The 14,641-nt window shown below is 66.6% G+C and carries 9 protein-coding genes; 3 read left to right on the plus strand and 6 right to left on the minus strand.

Annotation, left to right across the window (positions count from 1 at the left end):
• The first annotated feature begins 368 nt into the window (after positions 1-368).
• Both ACKTSN_RS21520 and ACKTSN_RS21525 read left to right on the plus strand, forming a co-directional pair.
• The gene (locus ACKTSN_RS21520; RefSeq protein ID WP_409470603.1) at positions 369-1,313 is read left to right on the plus strand and encodes an IS481 family transposase; all 945 of its coding nucleotides are present in this window, start codon (positions 369-371) and stop codon (positions 1,311-1,313) included.
• Positions 1,314-1,465: 152 nt separating this feature from the next.
• Positions 1,466-2,011, plus strand: a complete 546-nt coding sequence (locus tag ACKTSN_RS21525; protein WP_409467249.1) for a hypothetical protein — start codon at positions 1,466-1,468, stop codon at positions 2,009-2,011.
• On the opposite strand, the gene ACKTSN_RS21530 is transcribed toward ACKTSN_RS21525, so the two are convergent.
• Entirely contained in the window at positions 1,959-2,807 is an 849-nt protein-coding gene (locus tag ACKTSN_RS21530) for an IS5 family transposase (protein ID WP_409467250.1), read from the minus strand. The genes ACKTSN_RS21525 and ACKTSN_RS21530 overlap by 53 nt on opposite strands.
• 155 nt (positions 2,808-2,962) lie before the next feature.
• Positions 2,963-3,529: a hypothetical protein gene (locus ACKTSN_RS21535; protein WP_409474888.1), complete on the minus strand. Its 567-nt coding sequence runs from the start codon at positions 3,527-3,529 to the stop codon at positions 2,963-2,965.
• Positions 3,530-3,672: 143 nt separating this feature from the next.
• Between ACKTSN_RS21535 and ACKTSN_RS21540 the strand changes: the two genes are divergently transcribed.
• Entirely contained in the window at positions 3,673-5,163 is a 1,491-nt protein-coding gene (locus tag ACKTSN_RS21540) for a hypothetical protein (protein WP_409470604.1), read from the plus strand.
• Positions 5,164-5,456: 293 nt separating this feature from the next.
• On the opposite strand, the gene ACKTSN_RS21545 is transcribed toward ACKTSN_RS21540, so the two are convergent.
• Genes ACKTSN_RS21545 through ACKTSN_RS21560 form a run of 4 tightly spaced genes read right to left on the minus strand, consistent with a single transcriptional unit; the run spans position 5,457 to position 14,196 of the window.
• Entirely contained in the window at positions 5,457-8,387 is a 2,931-nt protein-coding gene (locus ACKTSN_RS21545) for an RNaseH domain-containing protein (RefSeq protein ID WP_409470605.1), read from the minus strand.
• Positions 8,288-11,599, minus strand: a complete 3,312-nt coding sequence (locus ACKTSN_RS21550; RefSeq protein WP_409470606.1) for a hypothetical protein — start codon at positions 11,597-11,599, stop codon at positions 8,288-8,290. The genes ACKTSN_RS21545 and ACKTSN_RS21550 overlap by 100 nt, the downstream gene beginning before the upstream one ends.
• A complete protein-coding gene (locus tag ACKTSN_RS21555) occupies positions 11,596-12,843 on the minus strand; it encodes a hypothetical protein (protein ID WP_409470607.1) in 1,248 nt (415 codons plus the stop codon). Before ACKTSN_RS21555 ends, ACKTSN_RS21550 begins: the two co-directional genes overlap by 4 nt.
• A 60-nt stretch (positions 12,844-12,903) precedes the next feature.
• Positions 12,904-14,196 (minus strand): helix-turn-helix domain-containing protein, encoded by a 1,293-nt coding sequence (locus tag ACKTSN_RS21560; RefSeq protein ID WP_409470608.1) that lies wholly within the window; start codon positions 14,194-14,196, stop codon positions 12,904-12,906.
• Positions 14,197-14,641 lie beyond the last annotated feature (445 nt).

Consider the following 14,641-nt stretch of genomic DNA (forward strand, 5'->3'; position numbering starts at 1 on the left):
TTCCTGCCGCCAAAGACTGTCCCGCCCACGCAGGAGCCGGTCCGTACGCCACAGCCACTAGGCCACCGCTCCGAGTCCGCCGAGGACCAATGTGCCCGTGATGTACGGCCACACGGCCGACCAGAACACCACCAGCAGGGCCAGCACCAGGCCGCCGCCGACGCCACTGCCTTCAGCCGTGCCGCCCGCCGCCGGCGAGCAGCCGTCCCCCGTCTACGCCCAGCCACGATCGAAGCCCTCCCCCACGCGCCGACTTATCGGGCCTAGGTGTATTGATCACGAGCGTTGTTGACACTGGCCGGGCTTGATCATGGCGAAGACCTCCGGTGTGGTGGAGCTGTCTAGGAACGCACCGCACGGAGGTCTTCGTGTCCCACCGTAATGCCCGGCTGACCGTTCACGGCAGGCGGCTGCTGGTCGAACGTATCCGCTCAGGTCGCCCGGTCGCCCATGTCGCCGCCGAGATGGGCATCTCCCGCGTCACGGCCCACAAGTGGATCCGCCGCTGGCAATCCGAGGGCGAGCCGGGCCTTTGCGACCGCTCCAGCCGGCCACGCACGACGCCACACCGCACTGCGGCGACCGTGGAGGCCCGCGTCCGCCAACTACGGCAGGCCCGCAAGCTCGGCCCGGCCCGCATCGGCCTGCCCGCCTCCACCGTGCATCGCATCCTGGTCCGCCACGGCCTGAACCGGCTGGCCTTCCTGGACCGGCCCACCGGTCAGGTCATCCGCCGCTACGAGCGTGACCGGCCCGGCGAACTGGTCCACGTGGACGTCAAGAAGCTCGGCCGGATCCCCGACGGCGGTGGCCACAAGGTGCTGGGCCGCCAGGCCGGTCGCGCCAGGCGCAACGGCATGGGCTTCGACTACGTCCACTCCGCCGTCGACGACCACAGCCGACTGGCCTACAGCGAGATCCACCCGGACGAGGAGGCCGCCACCTGCACCGGCTTCCTGCGCCGGGCCGCGGCCTTCTTCCACGCGCACGGCATCGGCCGCATCGAGCGAGTCCTGACCGACAACGCCTGGCCCTACCGCAAGAGCTTCGCCTGGCGACAGGCGCTTGCCGACCTCGGCGCGACCGGCAAGCTCACCCGCGCCTACCGGCCGCAGACCAACGGCAAGGTCGAACGCTTCAACCGCACCCTGCTCGACGAGTGGGCCTACCTGCGGCCCTACACCAGCAACACCGAACGCACCGCAGCCCTGGCAGACTTCCTGCACAGCTACAACCACCACCGCTGCCACACCGCACTCGGCGGCCAGCCACCGATCAGCCGTGTGAACAACGCTGCGGGTCAATACACCTAGGGCGCTGCTCTATCGCTCAGCGTAATGCAAGAACTGCCAGCCTAGTATGGCTAAGAAGCCGTATCTCAACCGAACGCGATCCCTTGATTTCTGCTGGTCAGGCATGGTTTCGCTCGGGGTGAGGGAGGCATGCGGCGTCTTGTGTCCGCTTCATGACCGAGGGGTGCGCGGTGGCGTCGGTGCTGGGAATGCTGGAGGAGCGGGAGGCGGCTGCCCGCGTGCGGGTGGAGGGTCTGCGGGAGGAAGCCGCGCGGTTGGCTGAGGTGTTGGAGGCCGCGGAGATCGAGCTGGACCGGCGAGTGATCGCGCGGGAGGAGTTGGTCGAGGCCCTGGCCGCGTCCGCGGCCGAGGCGACTGCCGTGACCGAGGCGGAGCAGGAAACGGCGTGCTCACCGGTGCCGGTGCCGGGCTCGACGGTGCCGCCCTGGCGGGACGGGCTGACGGTGTCGGTGCTGGCACCGGACTACCAGCGGATTCTGGGCGTGCTGGAGGAGCGGCGGTCAGCGGGCAGGGGGCCGGCGAAGGCCAAGGAGATCGCGGTGGGGCTGGGCCTGGGGACGACGCCGGCGAAGGTCGAGGGGGTGCGCTCGAAGGCCAGGCGCTTGGCAGAGCGGGGGTGGCTCCTGCAGGAGACGTCGGGGATGTTCAGCGCCGGCCGGCGGCCCGTGGACGTGCCAGACGCCGGCCCATCCGCGTAACCATCGACCACCGGATCATCGCCTCGCTGGAAGCGGGCAGAGTCTCGTAATCACGGGCCAGACGGCGGGAGTTCATCAACCACGCGAACGTGCGCTCTGCCACCCAGCGTCTGGGGAGCACCACGAACCCTGTCATGTCGTCGGTGCGCTTGACGATCTCCAAGGTCAGGGCGAGTTTGTCCCGGCACCAGCCAACGAGGCCGCCGGTGTAGCCGCCGTCGGCCCAGACGAGGGTGATGTCGCGGTGCAGACGGCGCAGCCGCTGCAGCAGGCCCGCCGCGGCGTCCCGGTCGCCGATGTTCGCGGCGGTGACCGCGACGACCAGGAGCAGGCCGAGGCAGTCGGTCACGATGTGCCGCTTTCGCCCGGGCACCTTCTTCCCGCCGTCGTAGCCGCGTGAGGAGGCCGGCACCGTCGCGGCGGCCCGCACCGACTGCGCGTCGATGATCCCCGCCGTGGGCTCGGCCTCACGGCCCTCGCGCTCACGGACCGTCCCACGCAGCCGGTCATGGAACTCGGCGATCAGCCCGTGCTCGCGCCAGCGGCGGAAGAAGGCGTAAACCCGGCCCCATGCGGGGAAGTCCGCGGGCATCGCCCGCCACGAGATCCCGCCCGCGACCAAATAGCGGATCGCGTCCAGCATCTGGCGGTGGCAATAGCCCTCGGGCTGCCCGCCTCTGCCCTGCAGCCAGGCCGGCACCGGCAGCAAAGGCCGGACCTCCGCCCACTCCGCGTCCGTCATGTCCGACGGATACCGGCGCACCCGATCGGGATGATCGGCCGCGTTGCCGTACACGTGCGCGAGGCAATCACACGATGGTGCAGCCGAGTTGAACTGGACGGGCTCGGACGCGTACAACAACGACACCAGGGCCTCCCGGCATTGCTCGGTTAGATTCGCATCCCCGAGCTACCGAGAGGCCCTGTCTTCATGCGCGTACAACGGGAAGATCACCCCGGCGGGAAACCTGTTCGACCCGCACGTTCCATGATCGGTTGAGATACGGCTTCTAAGGCAAGCGTCTCCATGATTGAGACGATCAAGAGCAGAGGGTGGACAGCCCGAGAGGTCCAGAACGCAATCACACACGTCATCGGAAACACCAAGTACGTGAATAGATCGATAGAGGTTTGCAGGCGCTTGCGCGTGGCACGGCTGGCGTCACCACGGTGGTAGACCTCCCAACCGAATATGGCGCCACGGGACGTACCACTGAGCTCAGCCAGCCTCGGCCCCAGATGGTCGCGAATGTATCGGCCGATCGCCGAGATCTTCTCGTCGTTAGTCAAGTAGGTCCAGCCCAGGACGAGGCAGATGGCAGGGAGAACGAGCAACAGTTGAGCGCGCCTGTTCTGGAAGGTGATCGCCAAGACCGCAGTGGATGCAGCGAGAGTGAAGTAGAGGAGGTTATCTCGGAATCCGATCCGAGCCTTCTGCTCCTCCTTGATGCGATCGTACTCGGCCAGCAGAATCTTACTCTCAGTAACTTCCTCGACATCGGCCACGACGCCTCCCATTCGAAAGAGCATTCGAGAATCGAGCGCGTACTCAACCACCTTGCAACTGAACAGCATTGTCCGACCCCGGAGTTACGCTGTGATTCACACCCCAGCGCATCACGGTCGCTGGGGTAGACAGGCCAGTCCTCGTGAGGTGCTACGTGCGTCCGTCCAGTGGAAAGATCATCATCTTCACCGCGCTACCACTGGAGTATCGAGCAGTACGGACGCTGGTCGTGGGCCCACAGCGGGTCGACCACGAGGCGGGGACAATTTTCGAGGTCGGCCGACTCCCGGGAACCAACTGGGAGGTGTATCTCGCACAGGTCGGCCAAGGAAACCAGGGCGCTGCCATCCTTACTGAGCGCGCCATCCGCATGATCGGCCCGGACGCTGTCTTCTTCACGGGAATTGCTGGCGGCATGAAACGCGACGTAGCTCTGGGCGACGTCGTCGTTGCGACGCAAGTTTTCGCCTACCACGGGGGGAAGCAGGAAGAGACATTCAAGACCCGGCCCGTTACTTGGTCAGCTTCGCACCGTCTTGAGCAGACAGCCCGTTTCGCCGTGCTGGATCCGCAGTGGGCGGAGGCTCTGTTGCCCGCAGGCCGGGAGGCCCCCGAAGTCCACTTCAAACCGATCGCCGCCGGCGAGGTGGTCGTGAACGCCCAGGCTTCCGCACTCCAGAACCTCCTAGACGAGCACTACAACGGTGTTGCCGCCGTCGAAACGGAAGGAGCAGGCTTCTCAGGCGCCGCTTCAATGGCCGACGATGTTCCGGCCCTGGTCATCCGCGGCATCAGTGACCGAGCTGACGGCAGCAAGCAGCAGACAGACACCGGCGGCTTCCAGCTCATCGCCGCCGCCAACGCCGCTGCCCTCACCATCGCCGTCATCAAGTCGCTAACCCTCCCCGGAACAGTGAAGACCGAACAAACGTCCAAGCGTCCCGAGACCGTCGGCACCTCTGTCGTGGCCAGTGCTGTCGCCGGTCAGCAGCTCAAGGAGCCGTTGCCAATCGCGTGGCGCAGGGAGCTGCTGACCCCATGGGGAAGCGAAAGTGCCACGATGGAGCTCCATCTGCTGCTGGAGAACAGCCCCCGGCTGTCCATGCGCCAGATGAATCAGCTCAAGGACGACCTCGTGCCTCTGGGGCGGTCAGCCTTGTTCTTCACAGCCACCGAAGAAGTATCCAGCCTGATCGGCGACGACTTCACTGCTGCATACGTCCGCGACGCCAGGCAAGGACGCAGTTGCGGTCTGGCGATTACGCGGTCTGGTCAACGAAGCTGCTGGGAGTCGCTACCCCGTTCCAGTCACATGTTCATGCCGGTTCTCGACCCAGAGTTCACCCAGGCACGCATCGCCGACCTGCTCCAGTTGCTGGTACGTCTTCACGACGTCCCGCAAACCCGCTTCGCTCCCGCGTTGGCCATCGACCCCGCCGAGGTCCTGACCGTAATGAGCCTGGACTCTGCCAAGAACTCCAACAGCTTCCCATTGGCACGCGGCGGACGCGGTGGCCCGGTGCAGATCCTGCCCGACGAGGCTTGGGACGCCGCGACCATCGAAGGCGCGGTACCGAGCATCGCCGAGGAACTCGCGCTGAAGCTCATGCACTGCTTCCGGAATCCTCGTGATCATCAAAGATGATGACTCGGACTCTCAGACCGTCCGGGACACTCCGCGCAGGTACTCGAATGACATTCGGCGGTTGCAGTTCTGGTTGCATTCACCGGCGTACAGCACCGTTCACGGCCCCCGCACGGACCAGCCTCACCGCAGGTCAGGACGTTGCCGTACGCCCCAGAACCCCCAGACGAACATTTGGAAAGCGTGTTGGGGGCAACCCTTTTCCAGGAGTGGGGCTAGGGCAGGATGGGGCGACGCGGGCAATGGAGCCAACTGAGCCACCACCCGCGTCCGTCAACGGTGCCCTAGCTCTTCTACTCCGTTGCTTCTCCCTCTGCTGCTTTGTCCCCACTCCCTGGCTCCGCGTCGGCCACCTCGCGCCGGTACTGCGGGTGGTCGAGGTCCATTTGCCGTGCCGCATGCAGCGGCACCGGGTAGCGGGCTCGGTCGGACCAGAAGAGGGTCTGGTGGCACAGGCGGGCGGTCATGGCCGCCAGCGCCTCGCGCGCCGCGTCGGACGGTCCCCCGATGGGGAGGATCTCCGTGGCAGTCATGGCGTAGAAGTTCTGCGGCATCTCGCCCTTGCGACGCTCCGACCGGTCTTCTGACTGCACCGACTTCTCCGCCTCCCACCGGGTGCGCTTGGAGCCCAGTCGGCCAGCTCCACTGCCGTCGTAGGCGCGGGGCACGTTGCATAGCAGCCATACCGGCGTACCGAAGTCCGTAGCGACTTCGAAGAGCAGCGTCGAGGTGTCCTTCTCGATCGGCTCGGCGCCTTCCTTCTTGCCCATGTGGGTGACGCTGACGGGCTGTGGTACCTCCTCGTCTTCCGTGTTGAGACGGATGACGGCAAGCGGGGCATCCCCACCGAGCCGTGCCCCAGGGAGCTGGTACCGGCTGCGGTTGCCGTCAGTTCCTGCCTTGCCGTGCTGCTCACCAAGGCGCACGTTCTGCAGGCCGTCCCACATCCGACGTGCGGACTGTGCGTCCAAAGTGACTGTGTACGGAACGCCGTCCAATTCGTCGACGAGGTCGCCGAGGGCGCGTTCCACCATGTCGGCGGCACCGTCCCATTTCTGCCGATAGCTCGTCATCTCTGCAGAAGGTTCGGGATACGGGTGGGCGTGGAAGGCGTTCTGAGCTGAGCGGTACGGCCGCCACACCGGGGCCGTGGAGCTCCAGCCGAGCAGGGACCATGCCCCTTCCGAAGCCTGCGGCGGGACCAGTGCGGTGGCTGTGATGACGATTTTGGGCTCGCCCTTCTCGCCGAAGCGGCGGTTCTGCTGTCGCACGTGCACGCCGACATGCGCGATCCGGTCGACCGGATATCCGCCCTTGTTCTGAAGGGCGTTGGAGATCCGTTCGTCGGTGATACCGAGCGAGCGGTACAGGTCGAGCAGCGCCATCTGTGCCGGGTGGTCCTCGCCGCCCGGCTCGATGACTCCGTCCTTCCCACGGCCCATCAGGTACTGCGAGGGGACGTCGAGGCGGGCCAGGACAGTCTTCGTCTGTGGTTTGGCATCGAGATCGTCAAGATCGCGGGCGTCGATGCCGGGGAAGTCGTCTGCGTGTGGGAGTTCGGTCTCACACCAAGCGCCGACCAGGATCCCGTCGCGGTGCCTGAGCGAAGCGGCAAAAGTCTCCAGGGCCTCTGCGCGGTCCTTCCCGCGCCCCGGCCGCAGGAAGTCCGGCGCGTAGTAGAACACGGCCGTAATGCGGCCCTGGTAGAGATCGACCTCAACGCCTTCCTGGGTGTCCAGGCTGACAGGGTCAAGCCCGAACGCGCGACAGAACGTCTGCAGCATGCGCTGCCGGGTCTCGTCCCTGTACCACAGGCAGGCGATGCGAAGCTTCTTGAAGCCGGCCTCGTCCACGGAGGTACAGAGCGATTCTGCCGACGGAAAGAGGCTGCCACGCGCGCGCAGCGGTTCCTTACTACCGGTCCGCTCCCGCTCCTCCTTGCGTCGCTTCAGTTCCTGGGCCGTGATCGTCTCGAGAGCAGTAGGGCGGCGCGGCAGGGTCATCGCAGACTGGCGCAGAGACAGGTGCTGGGCTTCGTCACCGAAGACAGCGTCCGCGTGAGCACGCAAGAGCCGCAGGTGGTGCATGCCGACGCCGGTTCCGATGGGGTGCTTGTAGTTCTTCGCAGGAATGGGCCAGATCTGGCCGGGGTGTACACGGGGGAACTGCAGCTTCTCCTTGAAGGCTCGGGCCCGCTCGCGAAGTTTCTGCTCGTCTTCGGAACGCTTCTTGATGGACTGCAGAATCGAGTAGTCCATCTCCAATCGGCCAAGCGCCTCCAGTGCCTGCCGGGGGATCGTCTTCGCCCCGCCCCGCCCGTTGAGCTTGACCTCCAGTACCGGGCGCCCCTCGCCGGGCTGGACGGCCAGAGCTGTGGAGCTGAAGATCAGCGAGGACGAGATGCGAGAGACGCGCGAGTCCAGGAGCAGCACAGGATGCTGCACGTTCGGCAGAGTCTTCAGACGCACCGCCGTGCGGCACACGGCGTAGCGCCCGCCCCCCTCGTTCTCCCAGGCGTCGTCCAACGCGACCAGTCCACCAGTGCTATCGGGACGCAGAGTGATCTCTCGACCGTTGGAGAGTTGGAAGGGAACGGCTGCGAGGCGCTCGACCAGACCCCAACTCACGCTCTTGTAAAGCCAGTTCGGAGCATCCGGCTGGGTTCCCTCCGCCCCCTCCAGATGCTCGTGCAGAGCGATCTCCCGCTCAGGCGTCTGCGCGATACGCCGTGCAAGTTCGGGCGGCTGCCGCAGGTCGATCATCTCGACCTGCTCGCCGAGGGCGAGACCGTGGGTCAAGGTGAAGGCTTTGCACAGGAGATCGCTGTCGATCGACTGCCGAGACACCAGGAACGGCGACGCGCCCTTGGGTTCGAAGAACGCATACCCGCCGGTGATCACCTGAAGCACGGTCGTGGCGATGGTGTACGGAGCCTGGGCCTCCTCCTTGCCGAAGCGCTTTCGGCACTGAGCAGTGAAAGTGCTCCACAGCTTGGCGGTCTCCGCGTCGAGTCGGCGCACGTGAACCGTCGCGTCCCCCACCAGACCGGGAGTACAGCAGTAGGCCAGAGTGTGCAGGTACTTGCCCGGCTCGAGGTTCTGGTCGTTCACTCGTCTCTTCTCTTTCAGTGGGTGAGGGTCGGGTCGATGCCCGCGTAGGAGAGGAAAGCGTTCAGGGCTTCCCCGTACAGGTCGTTCATCTGCCGCCTCACTGCGGGCGGCCACTGGTCGTGGATGCGGCGCAGGACGGTTTCCAGGTCAGAGCTCCAGGTGTCCTCGTGGAAGGCGTAGTCGACCAAGTGAAGGACGGCCTCGGTACCGCCACGTCGAGCCCGTCCAGCCAGCTGGATCAGGTCGACGACAACGCCCGCGACCACCTCCTCTTGGAGCGACTTGGGCATGGAGGTGAACTGGGGTGCCGCACGCAGGATCAGTTCGAGCCGCTGCCACGCGGCGGCACGTGCCACATCCAGCGCGTCGTCGGGATCGGCGGTGCCACCCGCCGGGAGAGTGTGTAGCCCGGCGGCGTTGACGCTGGCGTACATCTCCGCGGGTTCGGCGAACAGCGCCAGAGGTCGGACACAGAGGTAGACCGAGCGCACAGCGGAGCGGATGCCGACGACGATGTTCAGACCACGGGCGATCAGGGACAGGGGAACGACCAGGACATTGCCGTGCTGAGGGAAGTCCTCGAACTGCTCGGCCGTGAGGCGCGTAGCGACGTTCTCGCGAGGCAGGTCCGGGTCTGGGCTGTGGCGGTCTCCGTCCCGTACGGCGATGCAGAGCCCTTCTCTGTAGGTGCCGGCCTGGGCGATTCCTCGGGCGAGCCAGGCGCACTGCTGGTAGGAGTTGGCCACGACCAGGACGTGCGCGCGGTCCTTGTCCTTGGCGCGCTGCCGCTCCAGCTCCCGGTGGATGTACTGGTCGTACAGCTGTGTGCCGAGCTCTATCAGGGCGCCCTTCTTGCGGCTGGGGTGCTGGCCCGAGATCTTGATCGGCTCGCCGTACAGGGGGTGGCCCTCGCCGTACTCGATGCGGTGGCGCCGGGCACGGATCGAGCGGGCCTGGGCGTCAGTCATCCACCAGCGCACGGGCGCGTGGACGTGCTCACGGACCGCTTGGGGGAAGTACGCCGTGGCGGACAGTCCCATGACGGGACGCTCGACTCCGGCCAGGCAAAGCGAGACGAGGCCGCCCAGCTCGGCGGTGAAGGTGTGCGGGTCGCCGGCGATGCTCTGCGCGACGAGTTCGGCGCTGCGCTCCCGGTCATCAAGACCGGTCACTCGGTATCCCGTGAGGGAGCGCCCCAGCAGGCCGAGCGGCAGGACGGCCGTGACGGCGCTCGGGCTGAGCGTCTCCGCGATCCGCTGGGCGGAGCGGAGCCCGGAGGAGCGGTAGTGCTGTGCGCAGGCACGCAGTTCCGAGAGCGCTTCATCCAGCTCGGTCATGGTCGCCCGGGTGACGAGAAGGTTGACCGCTTGAGCACGCCGGTGCGGGTCTTTCACCCGTGATTCCAGCAGCCGGTGCAGATCGAGCTTGACCGCCTCCAACAGCTGTTGGCCGCGCGGGGCCACCAACGCTTCCAGGGCTCGGCGTACCTCGTCCCAGCCCACCTCTGTCGGGTCGGCTTCCGCAATACGTGGCTGCAGGTAGCGAGCAGGCATGAGGTCCTGGAGACGCAGAGCGAGGTCGGCCGGAAGATCCGCCTCCGCGGAGGTGTCCAGGTCGGGCCAGAGCAAGCGGACCAACTGCCGGTCACGCCCACGAGCCAGGTGCCACCGCAGCCCGGTCCGGTCCGGAACACGGTTCTGGGCGCGCTCGTCGTCCATGACGTCCAGGCGCAACGCGCTGCTGCACACGGCAAGCAGCAGGAACTCCGCCATCAGCCGGACCTGGCCAACCGACGGCAGCAGGTCCGCCTCGTCCACGACCGGCAGCCGCTTCGCATCCGTGTCCATCTCCTGCGGGGCCGCCGTCCAGTGCCGTCGCGAGTGCAGGACGACTTCGCCAGCGCATCGGTCCACTGCTCTCGACTGGAACTGGTCGACCTCGTCGACGAGGACGGCGTGGCAGGTGCGCAACGCGAACTCAGCGACGCTCACCCCACTGACCGGCCGTCCGTCGAGGTTCACGCCGATGCGCAAGTTGCCCTGAAGGAAGGCGAAGTGGTTCGTCACGATCACGTGCGACGAGCACGCATCGTAGACAGGGGCGAACTTGCCGCAGGTAGGAATCCAGGGACAGGCGGACGCGCCCACGCCCTGCCGGAACAGGGACAGACAGGGCTCGCGGCCAGGCGGATAGTCGGCGCTGGACTCCAGCAGCGGTCGCTGGGCGCAACCGTAGGAGAGCGGGTCTACGTCCCGTTCGCCGTTCTCGCCCCATTCTCCCGGCGACTGCGGGTCCTCGTCGATGAGGCGGGCCAGCTTGTGCGCACGGTCGTGCATGCCCGAGGACGACATCAGGTGCGCGCAACCAGTCTCGTGCTTGATGACGTCGAGGTCCTGCAAGACGCGCAGGTCGAACTGGATCTTGCGGGTCATGGCCAGACACGCCTTGATGTCGGGCAGAACAATGGTGACCCGGTACTTCTGCTTGGCGAACCATGCGGCCAGGACACGCACGAGGACGCTCTTGCCCGTCCCGGTCGGAGCGTGGAAGATCTCCAGGCCGCCCGCTGTCATCCGCAGTGCTTCCTGCGGGCTGATGGTGTCGGACGTCTGCAGGACGAAGAACAGTCCCTTGAGCGTGGCGTGGAGGTAGCGCTTCTCCTGCGGCTCGCCGCTCTCGATCTGCGCGGCCAGCTCAAGCAGGTCCTCAGTGGGGATACGGAGGTCATCCAGTGGGGGTGCGGAGTCGATGTGCGGTAGGCGGTCGTGGCCGAATGCCTCGGTGAATCCGGGATAGGTGGGGATCGTCAGCTGGCCGTGCACCTGCCCGACCTGGGGTAGGTAGATCTCTCCCGTCTTCCAGGTTCCGGGGCCGGCGAACTCGGGAGGCTTCGGCCGGGCGCTGGGCCGCCGGAACCGGGCGATCTGGCGGTCGACGAAGGCCAGCAGGTCACCGCCGACCCGGGGGATGGCCGCCTCGGCAGTGAGCGGGTTGCCGCCGGCAGGTTCGAAGGTGAGCAGTTTCTGGGGCTCACCCGGATTCTCGTCGTCGAAAGCTGCGAGCAGTGTGCGGGCTGCCAGAGTGAAGTTCCGTACGTCGCCGAGCCAGCCGGGGGCGTTGCTGAACACGTCGACGATGCGGCGGCGTTCTTCACTCGTCAGCTCCGGCCACCGGTCCCAAGCCCGGAACTGCCCGGACAGCAGGAATGCTGCCTTACGGAAGGGGGCGGCGGGTGCGTCGCCATCCACGGACGGGTCAGGGAAGTAATGGGCGGCCAGTGCGAGCGTGGCGCACAGGACTGTCTTCTCCACGGATGACTTGCTCACGCCCAGGCCACCCCCGAACGCTCACAGACCATCTCGCCGAACTCGGACGCTGTGGTCACCTTCAGTCCGTACCTCTCTCCCACTCCCAACAAGAGGGGCACCTGGGTGGCCCGGTGGTCTGGAACCACCAGCCACTCTGCTCCCCCGCTGTCGCCTTCCTGTGCGTGGATCAGTTGCGCAAGCGCGGTGCCCGAGGTGTAGTCCTTCACGTCGACGCGCAGCTGCTCCTTCTTCCGCGCCCGCTTGCGCCCGACGTGCACACAAAGGTCGTAGGCGTCCAGGGCAGGCCACAGCTCCACCTTGAGGCCGAGCTCGACCAGCCGGTCCCGCAATGCCAGCTCCGCCAATCCTGGGACGCAGGTGTATCGCCACACGCCCCGGACCAGAGCCTTCTGCCCCTCGACAGGTTTCGCCTCTGGCACGGCCTCCAAGTCGGGCCAGAGGACAGCTTCCCGGGCACGTGGGGGTGGCGGGGGAGGTTCCGGCAGCAGTTCGGGCGGCACGAGCCCCTCGACGGGGCGGAAGCGGTAGTCGGCGCCCATCTCCTGGTGCGGCTTGTGCCAGCAAGCGACCACACCGATCTGCCGGCCCGCCTCGCGGCGGATCGCGACGCGCATCGGCCATCTGCACACTGGGCATGCGAACCACCAGCCCCGGTACGTCGAGGCGTACGGGATGTCCTCGTAGAGATCCGCGACCAGTGGAGGCAACCGCAGTTCGTTGAGCATGCTGACCGGGCCAGCCGGGTAACGGATCAGATCGGTACGTCCGCTCTCGTAGACCTTCTGGTTCCCCGCCTTGCACAGTTGGGCGAAGGCCGTCTCCTGCGCGACCTCGTCGTCCAGGTCCCGCGCACTGATCAGACCTGTGCGTCGACTGCTCTTCTGTAGGACGCGGAGCACCAGGCGCTGCTCCGCGTCGATGTCGAAAGCGTCCTCCGTGACGTGCCCGTCGGCATCGACCGCGCGCAGTTCGTCTACGTCCCACCCGGGGACCCCTTCGGGCAGGAGCTGGGAAGGATCACCTCGCACCTGGCGCCGAAAGTCACCGAAGGACAATGCGCTGCCCGGACCACACGCGGCCAACAGCGCGCCGTGGCACTCCATCAAAGTCCCAAGGCGGGCGGAGGGCGTGACCCTGGGGGCCGTCATCGCGTCGGCTGCCCGCAGCACCGAGCGCGCCACTAGGGACTTCACCCAGAGCTCATCGACCGGCCGAACGTCATCGCTCGTCGCGTTCTCCATGAACCCAGAGGGTAAGAGCCGCCACTGACAATTCGTCTGGCCTCGTATGCAACAGGCGCATTATGAGTGTTCGTCAGCGAGCGCCGCGACGACAGTGGCATCGACCCGTGGGTACCGTCGACGGTACTCGTCCAGGTACTCAGCTGCGTGCCGCAGGCCGACTGGGGTCAGCTTCCACCGGTAGCCGACGATGTGACTTCCGTCGGTGGCAAGCACTGGCACTTCGTCGATGAACCCGCGGCTCGGCCGCCCCGCGGACCTGCTCTTGTAGCCGACGCCCAGGTAGAACGGAGCCCGGCCGGACAACGCGTCCCGATCCAGACCATCCGGGCCTGCTGCGGCCACCCGGGCCATGACACCCCACAGCCACTCGGACAGCAGTGGCATGTGAGGCTGCTGCTCTGCGGGTTCGCCTAGCCCCGCGCGGGCGGCTGCCCTACCCTGCTTCGTCATCTCGACCCGAACTCTGGTCACTTCACCCGCTGTCGGGTGGTGCACTACGTCAGTGCTGGTGATCAACAGTCCGCGGCGTTCCAAGGCATGCACCGTCGCACCAGCTCCGGGGTCGTGAACGCCATTGCTCCGCAACCGTTCCTGCAGTCGCGTGTAGCCCACGACGCGTGCAGGTGCATGCAGAGCGAGGGGCAGCTTGCGCCACTCAGCAGGCCGCAGCACGGGTAGATGGTGGACCCGGCGCATCCACATCTCCGTCTCCGTCATGCGCTCGTCCCGTAGGACCTCCCCGAGGTAGACCCTCTGCCGCTCGTTCAACGACCGCCAGGCAGCATCGGCCGGGCCGCTCGCGCCCTTCCGGCGCCGGTGCCTCGGGCGCACCGGCGTCGGCTCATTAGGACGGGTACGCATCCAGGCGTCCACGACCATACGCACGGGGACGCCGTAGATCTTGGCCAGTGCGGCAGGAAGCCGTCCCACCACATCGCGATCGCCCCAGTTCCGGCCAAGGACGGGATGCCCCTGTTCCAAGGCGGAAAGCCGCGGCGCCGACAGGTGAAGGTCACGCCCGACGGTCGTGCGGCGCAGTAGCTCCACCGCTTGGTCGAGTGTCAGACCGGCAGCGAACCGCAGGTCGACGAGTCCTTCCTCTCCGCGACGGACTCCGGTGAGCTCCTCCACATCGCAGCGCAGTGCCTCCGCCATTTTCTGCAGCCGCTGCGGGGTCGGCGTGTGCCGACCCTCCTCGTAGAAGAACACCATGCGCGTCGACACCCCGATTCGCCGGGCGAGTTCGGCTTTCGACAGCCCTGCCTGCTCCCTCAGCGTCGCTAGGCGACCTGGCGCTATCACGCGCATAGGCAATGGCATGCCTCCATAGAACTGCAATGAAGACTTCATGGCAATAGCGCTCACCAAGACCGGCAGTCCGTACAGCTTGAAGCCGACCAGGACCGATCCGCTGGCCAGGTCGAATGCGTGGGTTCGTGGTTGCAGTTCTGGTTGCAGTCACCGGCGTACAGCGCCGTCCGGAAGCCCTTTCCGCACCAGCCACACCGTAGGTCAGGACGTCCCTGTACGCCCCAGAGCCGCCAGACGAGGACATGGAAAGCGTGTCGGGGCAACCTGAACCGCCGACTTGTATGGCTGTAGCGGAACGCGGTCGGGTTGGCTGCTCGTAGCGTTCCGTAGGACGCCGGTCCGGGTGACTCGTGAACCGTCTGCCGCTCTTCGGGGCTGGCTCTCCCGGGGTATGTCACCGGAGCGGCGTCCATCCGCGGTCTGACTCAACAGAGGCGTGTCCCGGGTCGGTTGGTTCCGGAAGTCGGCGTGTCGGCCGTGGACG

Origin of the sequence: Streptomyces flavusporus (genome assembly GCF_046267975.1) — a bacterium.
Taxonomy (GTDB): Bacteria; Actinomycetota; Actinomycetes; order Streptomycetales; family Streptomycetaceae; genus Streptomyces; species Streptomyces flavusporus.

What these genes read in the sequence shown, in the direction of transcription:
- ACKTSN_RS21525 (WP_409467249.1), top strand. Translation starts at nt 1,466, where the DNA reads ATGACCGAGGGGTGCGCGGTGGCGTCGGTGCTGGGAATGCTGGAGGAG.
- ACKTSN_RS21535 (WP_409474888.1), bottom strand. Translation starts at nt 3,529, where the DNA reads ATGGGAGGCGTCGTGGCCGATGTCGAGGAAGTTACTGAGAGTAAGATT.
- ACKTSN_RS21555 (WP_409470607.1), bottom strand. Translation starts at nt 12,843, where the DNA reads ATGGAGAACGCGACGAGCGATGACGTTCGGCCGGTCGATGAGCTCTGG.
- ACKTSN_RS21560 (WP_409470608.1), bottom strand. Translation starts at nt 14,196, where the DNA reads ATGAAGTCTTCATTGCAGTTCTATGGAGGCATGCCATTGCCTATGCGC.